At 76.8% G+C, this 8,263-nt stretch carries 7 protein-coding genes and 2 pseudogenes; 1 reads left to right on the top strand and 8 read right to left on the bottom strand.

The window, feature by feature from the left end; genetic code table 11:
- Nucleotides 1-657 precede the first annotated feature (657 nt).
- Nucleotides 658-861 (top strand): hypothetical protein (locus FF86_RS36885; protein WP_206779102.1); only part of this gene is annotated, 204 nt, incomplete at its 5' end.
- A gap of 5,201 nt (nucleotides 862-6,062) precedes the next feature.
- On the opposite strand, the pseudogene FF86_RS69535 reads toward FF86_RS36885, so the two are convergent.
- The 8 genes and pseudogenes from FF86_RS69535 to FF86_RS36880 form a co-directional block, all read right to left on the bottom strand.
- Nucleotides 6,063-6,610, bottom strand: a pseudogene (locus FF86_RS69535) (ParA family protein); the annotation flags it as partial.
- Between the two features lies 1 nt (nucleotide 6,611).
- Nucleotides 6,612-6,692, bottom strand: a pseudogene (locus FF86_RS69530) (hypothetical protein); the annotation flags it as partial.
- Nucleotide 6,693: 1 nt separating this feature from the next.
- The coding region (locus FF86_RS69525; protein WP_396230204.1) for a ParA family protein at nucleotides 6,694-6,860 on the bottom strand (167 nt) is incomplete at its 3' end.
- Between the two features lie 130 nt (nucleotides 6,861-6,990).
- Entirely contained in the window at nucleotides 6,991-7,389 is a 399-nt protein-coding gene (locus FF86_RS69520; RefSeq protein ID WP_396230201.1) for a hypothetical protein, read from the bottom strand.
- 1 nt (nucleotide 7,390) lies between these two features.
- Nucleotides 7,391-7,437 (bottom strand): hypothetical protein (locus FF86_RS69515; RefSeq protein WP_396230203.1); only part of this gene is annotated, 47 nt, incomplete at its 3' end.
- A gap of 16 nt (nucleotides 7,438-7,453) precedes the next feature.
- A partial coding sequence (locus FF86_RS69510) for a hypothetical protein (protein ID WP_396230202.1) occupies nucleotides 7,454-7,569 on the bottom strand: 116 nt, incomplete at its 3' end.
- Between the two features lies 1 nt (nucleotide 7,570).
- Nucleotides 7,571-7,732, bottom strand: a complete 162-nt coding sequence (locus tag FF86_RS34495; RefSeq protein WP_157867029.1) for a hypothetical protein — start codon at nucleotides 7,730-7,732, stop codon at nucleotides 7,571-7,573.
- Nucleotides 7,733-7,974: 242 nt separating this feature from the next.
- A partial coding sequence (locus FF86_RS36880; protein ID WP_206779101.1) for a hypothetical protein occupies nucleotides 7,975-8,220 on the bottom strand: 246 nt, incomplete at its 3' end.
- Between the last annotated feature and the right edge of the window lie 43 nt (nucleotides 8,221-8,263).

Raw genomic sequence — 8,263 nt, 5'->3', positions numbered from 1 at the left:
GGCCGGGATGTGCCCGGGGCTGGTGGGCTACCGGACGTGGTAGCGGGCGGGCAGGACGGTCAGATACGGGCCGTAGGCGCCGGCAGGCCGGCGGCCGTGGGGCTGGTGGATGACCTCGACATGCCAGCCGCCGTACTCGGGCACCAGGGCGATGCCGACGGTCTGGGCCAGCCAGCTGGCGTCCGCGGCGGCCTGGACGCGGGCGAGGCGGTCGGTGAGCAGCGGGCGCAGCGCCTCGGTCACCGCGGCGACGCCGGCCTCGGTGGGCCCGGCAGCGGTGGCGGTGGACCAGGCCAGCCCGCGGGCCTCCAGCGCGGTCAGGGTGCGGTGGTGGACGTCGCGGCGGGCCACGGCGGCGAGCTCCGGGTCCACGTACGGACCGGTCAGCCGGNTCAGGGCGTGAGCCTGGGGCCGGGTCAGACCNCTGATCGTGATGTCCACGGCCCACACCATACGCAACACCGGTGTTGGGCACAACACCGGTGTTGCATCCGTGTGACCAAACACCGGTGTTGGTACGGTCGGACGGTGGACGTGGACGAGGTACGCACGCCGGCGACNGCGGTGGCCGTCGCCGTGCAGACGGCTCTGGAGCAGGTCGAGCGGCTGCCGCCGGCACGGCGCACCGCGGCCGCGACGCTGCTGGGCCAGGCGCTNCTGGCCGCGCAGGCCGCCGCCGCGGCCGCGCGCGGCGACGGGCTGGCCGCGCTGGTGGCCGCGCAGGGCACCTACGCCGCGGCCGCGGCCGCCCTCGCCGAGATCGGCGTGGCGCTCGACGACGCGCAGCTGGCCGCGACGACACCCGAGGCGGTCGGGCAGAGCGTCCGCCGGTCCCGTACTGGAGGGCCCGCGGGTGCGTGACGATCCGATGATCTGCCTGCCGCTGGCGGTCGCGGGGGTGGCGCCGGTGCTGGCCCTGTCCCCGGGCCGCGGTGCGTACACCGTGCAGGGCGGCGACAGCGTGGACCTGGGCGTGGCCACGTTGCTCACCCTCGGCTGNGAGCTGGTGGGCGTGNTGGACGGCGCCGCGCTGACGGGCCTGCCGGTGCTGGCCGGCTGGACCGTGNGTCTGGCCGCCGGCGGCCAGACCATCCGCCTGGCCCGCCCGGCCGGCGGCGGGCTGCTCTACGACGGGTCCCTCGGCGTGCCGCCGGCGGGCTGGCTCGCCGGGCTGCACCGCCACCGCCGGGTGCACACGCTCGTCGCGTCCGGCGCGGACCTCACCGGCCCGGACATGTACGAGGCCCTCACCGGCGCGGCCGCCGCCGGCACCCTGGTCGGNGCCACCATCACCCTGCCCACCCGCCCGGCCGCGCCCCGCTGACCATCCCCGCGACCTGCCCGCGGCGCACCGCCGGCGGGCCGCTCACAGCGCCGCCGGGTCACCAAATCGCGAAGGCACATATGAAGGTCCTGCCAGACGGCAGGACCATCCAGGGCGTCCGCCCGGCCAGCGTGCACCCGACCGGCGGGGGCTCAGCGCGACGGTCCTGGGTCGTCTGGCGGGCGGGGAGCACCGGGGACCACGCCGACCCGGTAGCGGCGGAGCCGGCCTGACCGGCCCGGGCTGGACGCGCCGCGCACCGCCGGCCCACGATCATCCTCAAACCTTCCCGGACCCTCCCACCCATAAAAACAGATTTCTGTTTCCGGAAATCTGTTTTTAGAGTAGGGTGGGGATCATGACGACCCCCGTGCAGGATCCCGTCGCTGTCCCCGCCGACCCGGGCCCCGACCCCGTCACACCGCCGGCGGCGGAGACGTTGCCGTGCGCCTGGTGCTNCCGGCCCGTGGAGCAGCGCGCCAGCGGCTCGGGGCGGCGGCGGCGGTACTGCCCGGACCGGGACTGCCAGGACCAGGCCAAGCGGGCCCGCGCGTCGCGCCGGGCCGCCGGCGGCATCGGCGGCGACGTCGCCGCCGCCGAGGACCTCCTGGACCGCCTGGAGACCTACATCGGCCGGCTCGGCGACGGGCTGGCCGCCGAGCTCACCCCCGCCGGCGTCCAGTCGGCGGTGAGCCGGGCGGAGGCCGGCGCGGCCGCCCGCATCGCCGCGGCCGCCGCCGAGGCTGAGGCGTCGCGGCGCACCGCGGCGGAGGAGGTGGCCCGCGCGGCGGCCGAGCGGGACGCCGCGCTCGCCGAGGCGCAGGCGGCGCGCACCACGGCGGCCGCCGCCGATGAGACCGCCGCGGCCGCCCGCGCCCAGGCCGACGCCGACCGGGCCGCGGCCGCCGACGCCCAGCGCCGCGCCGACACCGCGCAGGCGGAGCGCGAGGCCGCCCAGGACGCCGCCCGCACCGCCGGCGCCGACCGGGNCCAGGCCCGCGCCGACGCGGCGGCCGCCGCCGCCGACCGCGACACGGCCGTGGGCCGCGCCGAGCAGGCGGAGACCGAGCGGGCCGCGGCCCGCGACGCCGAGCAGGCCGCGCTCGCCCGCGCCGAGGCCGCCGACCGGGCACGCCTGGCCGCCGAACTCGAGCGCACCGCCGCCGAACAGGCCCGCGACGCGGCGACGGCACGCGCCGACCGGGCGGATGAGGGCTGGCGGGCCGCCGAGCAGGCCCGGGTCACCGCGCAGGCCGAACGCGACGCCGCCCAGCGCGCCGAGCAGGCCGCCGTCCAGGCCCGCGACGCCGCGGTGGCCGACGCCGCCCGGGCATGGGAGCAGGCCGCCGACGCCGACCGGGCCCGCCAGGCCGCCGAGGCCGACGCCGCCCGCGCCCAGGCCGACCGTGACGCCGCCCGGGCGGCCGCCGACGCCGCGACCAGCCGGGCCGCCGCCAGCGAGCAGTCCTGGCGCGACGCCGTCGCCGAGGCCGCCCGCGCCGACGCGCAGCGCACCGCGGCCCTCGAGACCGCCCGCAACGCCGAGGCCGCCCGCGACACCGCACAGGCCGACGCCGGCCGGCTCGCCGCCGACCTCGCCGAGCTGCGCGTGCAGCACGCCACCGAGGCGGCCCGCGCCGCCCGCGCCGAAGCCGACCGCGACCGGCTCACCACCGAGGCCGCGCAGCTACGCCAGCAGGCCGCCAGCCGGTCCGCGGCCCGCAAGCGCACCCCCCGCAAGCCGCCGGCCGACGACACGGGCACCGGCGCCTGACCGGCCCCGGCCAGGCGGTTACTGCCTGTGGGCGTACCCGACCGCGTACCCGTCGGAGAGCCTGACCGCGGCCCTCCTTGGTGGGCAGGAGGACAGCNCACACCNGGTGCCCCCGGCCCTTCCCCGCACCGTTCCCCGCCGCGCGCCCACCGGCCCGCTCGCCCGCCCGCCCACCGGGGGGCCCACCGGCCCACCCGTCTACAACGGGTGGGCGAGACGTCGGACGCTGGTGCAGGTCAGCGGGCCGCTGGGCACCTCCCAGGCACTCCGCGACATAAGAGAGGCGTACGCCGNCCTACAGCNCGCNCCCCGCCACGACGACGCCGGCGACGCCGACCAGGGCCACGAACACCGCGAGTGNGGCCCCACCACCGGTGAGCAGTGCGGCGTAGAACGAAGCGCCGGCCGCGCGGCGTAGCACGGCGGCGAGGACGCCGGCGAGCCCGGCGAGGGCGCCGGCGGCGAGCAGGGACAGGGCGATGAGGGCGACCGTGAGGCCGGTGGACACGGGTGCTCCGTACCGCGCTCCGGGGACTCCCGACCTTCCCCAGGACGCTCGGTAGGAACGCCGTCATGAGGTGTGCCACCGGGTCGGGGCCAGCAGCACGCGGACGCACCGAAGTGCGCCGTGCTGCTTGGTCCCCCGGTACCGCCCCCCCGACCCGGTGGAGCAAGCTGTCGTCTGACAAGCCGTGAGCTGATCAGACAGCTCACGAAAGCGGCCTGATCACAGTACCGCCTCATGACCATCGGCAGTAGGCCCGGGGCTGTCAGCCCCTCTGACGCCCGATAAGTTTCTTTCCCGGGCGTCAGAAACGGGACAAACAGGACAGGCTCCGAGCATGATCCAAGAGGTATTTCTTTACTCGGGCACACCGTGCACCGTGCACGTCATCCCCAGCGGGTGCGCGCCTCGGCGACCGGCACGCCGGCGCGGGCCGCGATCGATGCCCAGCTCTCCCCNCNGTCACGGCAGCCCTGGACCAGCACCCGCGCGTCCACCTCGGTGAGGGGGTATCCGGGCACGAGCTCCAGNGGCGCGTAGGTCTGCGCCCCGGGTGAGGTGTCCCGGCGCCACGCCTGCACCCACCGCGCGCAGGCCGGCCGGGACGGCTGCGGCGGGCCCACCGTCCGGGCCCCGTCCGCGTACAGCCGGGCCGTGAGCGCCTCGACGTCGCCGTCGTCGAGCGCGGTCCGCTCCCGCCCGGCAGCGTCCACCCACGGCAGCCACCGGGTCTGCCCGCGGCTGCGGGCACGGGCCAGCAGCCGCCCGGTGAGGTCCTCGACCACACGGACTCCGGTCGGGTCGGGACGCCCGCCGGCGTCGAGCACCGCGGCGAGCTCCCGCACCTGCGCCAGCAGCGGCGCGACGGACGGCGGATCCGCCGGCGTCGTGGGAGCGACGGGACGCCGCCGGCGGTGGGCGCGTTGCCGGCACGCCGGGGAGGCGTAGAGCGGCGCCCGTCCGCCGCCGGCCGGCGCTGCCGGCAACGCCTCGCCGCAGCCGCACCGGCAGACGGTCGTGACGTCACGATCGTCTGTGCCGTGCACGGTGCACGGTGTGCGGTGCACGTCAGTCCTCCACCGGCTGGGTGAGCTCGGCGTCGATCCACCGGTGCCCGCGGCCGGCCAGCGGCTGGACNTGGAGCTGCGGGCGGCCGTAGGACATGCGGGCGTCGTGCACGCGGACGCCGACGAGCACCTTGCCGGTGGTGCCGGGGACGAGCCACAGCCGGTCGGTGCCGATCANGGCGCGGGCGTCGGTGAGGGTCACGAGGTCTCTCCCAGGTCAGGGTCGTCGGTGGTCTCGAACGGCGCCTCGCAGGCGCCGCACAGGATCGGGGCCAGCTCGTGCTGGCGGGGGGTGACCGACAGCCGCCGCGGCGGCTCGCAGCCGCAGGCGATCGACAGCCGGGACCCGGCGCGCCCGGCGCCAGGTCGCCGGGGCGGGGGTGNCACGACCGGGCCGGTCGGCGCGGCGCCGCCCTGGCCGTCCCCGTCGTCGTCCGTGCCGGGGATGGCCGGACCACCGGCGCCGATGAGGACCGGGGTCGGGACGTACACCCACGGGTCACGCATGTAGGGCAGGGTGGCGTCGGCGAGGGCGGCCAGGGCCTCGGCGTAGTGGACGGCGGTCGCCGCCGTCAGGGTGCACTCCGACCAGCCGCGGCCGTCCGGCTCCACCGGGGGGACGAGACCCAGCTCGGTGGCGAGCGCGGCGTAGCGGCGGTTGTGGTAGCGGTTGCCCGACCTGGAGGTGTCCTTGATTCCGCGGACGTGGGCCAGGCCGTGCGCGGCCTCGTGCAGCAGGGTCTGCAGCGCCCGGTGCCCGACCGNCTGCCCGTCCACCTGGTGCAGCAGCTCNCCGGCGAGGAACAGCTCGGGTACCGGGGCCTGCGCGGAGGTCCACAGGTCCGGCCCGAAGTGGCCGTTCTCCCGGGCGTACAGGGACGCACCGCGCTGCTGATGCGCCGACCCGGTGATCATGACGACGGCCGGCACGTCCGGGTGCCGGGCCTGCNCCGCCCNCCACAGGCCCTCCAACGCCCCGACCACCCGACTCCCGTGATCCACGATGCTCTCCCGTTCCCAGAGTTGGCGTGTACACGCCAATCATAGCGGAAGGGTGCACCGTCTACCGTGNACGGTGTGCAGTCCCGGCCGGACTCCTCCGACCGGGACNAGGGCGTCGGCTACGACCGGCCCCCGGCGAGTTCGGCGGCGATCGCCGGATGCGCGCGCAGCGCCTCCTGGACGAGGCTGGCCTGGCTCTGCCCGGTCGCCGCGGCGGCGGNCACGATCGCCTCCACCAGCTCGCGGGGCAGCCAGACGGTGCGCCGCTGGTGGGTCTCGTCCCAGCGGGTACCGGTGTCGCTGTCGTGCACGGTAGACGGTGCACCTCCTCCTGTCGGCGGGTCGTCTAAGAAGGCCCGCTGACCGGCGCCGGTGCCGGCGGGGGCGGGGTCACTCATGCTGGGCCGGTGTCGGCGCGTCGGGGACGAGGGCACGGCGGGCCACCTCCTGGGCGAGAGCGGTCACGGCGACGGTGATGTCGCCGTGCGGGTCGTACAGGCTGATCGGCAGGCCAGCGAGGCCGGCCTCCTTGACCGAGACGCGGGCCGGGAGGCCGGGCAGGATCCACGGCTCGTAGAGCTCACGCAGCCGCCCATAGGCGTCGCGCTGGTGCAGGGTCCGCAGGTCCACCGAGTTCGGCACGATGCCGAGCAACCGCGGGGAGCCGCCGGCGGTGGTCACGACCTGGCGGACGGTGTCGAGCGCGTCGGGCAGGGCCCGGATCGACAGATGCTCCAGCTCGGTGACGACGGCGACGTGCGTTGCGGCGCCGAGCGCGAGCACGGGCAGCACCCCGAGCCCGGGCGGGGAGTCGATGAGGATGACGTCGGCGGCGCCGGCGGGGATGGTGGCCAGGGCGGCGGCGAGCGCCCGACGCCAGCCGGCCCGCCGGGGCAACTCGAGGTCGGCGGCGGCCAGATCGCGGGTCGCGGGCAGCANCAGCAGGCCGGGAGTGGACGACCGGACGACCGCGGCCGTGGCCGGCACGCCGCCGGTCAGCACCTCGTACAGCCCGGGAGGNTGCGGCGACGGCACCCCCAGCAGCGCGCCGAGCGCGCCCTGCGGGTCGGTGTCCACGGCCAGGACCCGATGCCCGGTCAGCGCCAGGGCGCCGGCGAGCGCCGCCGTCGTCGCCGACTTGCCGACGCCGCCCTTGTGCGCGGCGATGGTGATCCGGACGGCGGGCATGATCGGACCGTAGTCGGGTGCACCGTACACGTCCACGGACACGGTGCACGGTGCACCCAGACGTGGCGACGCCCCGCCGCTCCCGGGGACCGAGAAGGACGGGGCGTCGCCGGCGGGCGGGGCCGCAGCGTCAGCCGACGGCCACGCTGGCAGCGGTCCAGGCCGCAGGGCGGGCCCGCAGCATCCGACGCACCGCGGCCCGCAGCTCGTCCAGCGGGTAGTCGGCGGCGACGGCGTCCTGCAGCTCACCGCGGCGCAGCCGGGACGTGCCCCGACGGCGCCCCCGCTGCCACAGCAGCGTGCGGGCCTCCTCCCGCCACAGCAGGCGGACCAGCTCCGCCGGATCAACAGCCGGGTTGATCCCGGTCGGACGGACACAGACGAGACGGACATGACCGTCAGCGTCCTCGGCGCGGGTCAGCCCCCACCAGGCCGGCACGCGGGCCGCAGCGTGGTCCAGGTGGTGCCCGGTCGCGACCAGCGTCACCCGGTCCAGCACCGCGCTGTACGCCGCGGCCTGCCCGGCCAGNCGGCGCAGGTTGATCTCGTAGCCGGTCAGCTCGTGCTCGCCGATCAGNNCCACATCCACCCGNCATGCGGCGACGTCCAGCTCGTGGCGGACCCGGCCCGCCGGATCGGCGGCCGCCAGCGCGGCGACCAGCGCCACCCTGATCGCCCGGTCATCCAGAGTGCACGGTGCACCGTGCACGTCACCCACGCCCCTGGTCGCCCGGCCGGCGGGTCTCCAGGTCGACGTCCGGCGTCCGGTCCGCGTTCACCACCGTGACCACCACGGCGGTCCGTACGGCCAACTTCACCGCCTCGCGGCGGGTGACGGCCTTCTTGTCGGTCGGGTCGATCCTCTTCGCCATCTTTTGATCTCCGTTTCTCGGTTGGGTGCACGGCGCACCACCGTGCACGTCAGATGAAGTGAGGTGCACNGTGGGCGGTGCACCGTGCACTCCGATCAGGCGGNCGCCGCGGGGCGGTCCAGGTCGGCGGCAACGGTGTGCAGCAGGGTGGTCACCTGGTCGGCGGTCCGACCGTCCGCGTCGTTCCAGTCGGCGATGGCGGCGCCGGCGCCGGTGTCGAACAGGCCGAGGCCGACCTCGGNGTCCGGGTCCTCGTCGACGTCGGCGGGGATGCGCAGAGCGAGGTCGGCGAGGGCCGCACCCAGGAGGTCGTGGGCGTCCGGCTCCTCCGGTTCCCGGAGCGGGTGGGCGCCGGCGGCGGCGCGCAGCGCGCCTATCAGGCACACCTCGCCGTCGTCGCCGAGGTAGTCGTGCTGCCACCACCCGCGGGTGGTGATCTCGCCGGCGGCGGCGCGGAGCAGCGCGGGGATGGTGGTCGGGATGGTCACAGATCCTCCAGGTAGAGGGGGGCGGACGGTGTGCGTCAGGGAC

This window comes from Frankia sp. CpI1-P, from assembly GCF_001421075.1.
GTDB classification, from domain to species: Bacteria; Actinomycetota; Actinomycetes; order Frankiales; family Frankiaceae; genus Frankia; species Frankia torreyi.
This window is presented reverse-complemented; position numbering and strand designations above follow the sequence as displayed.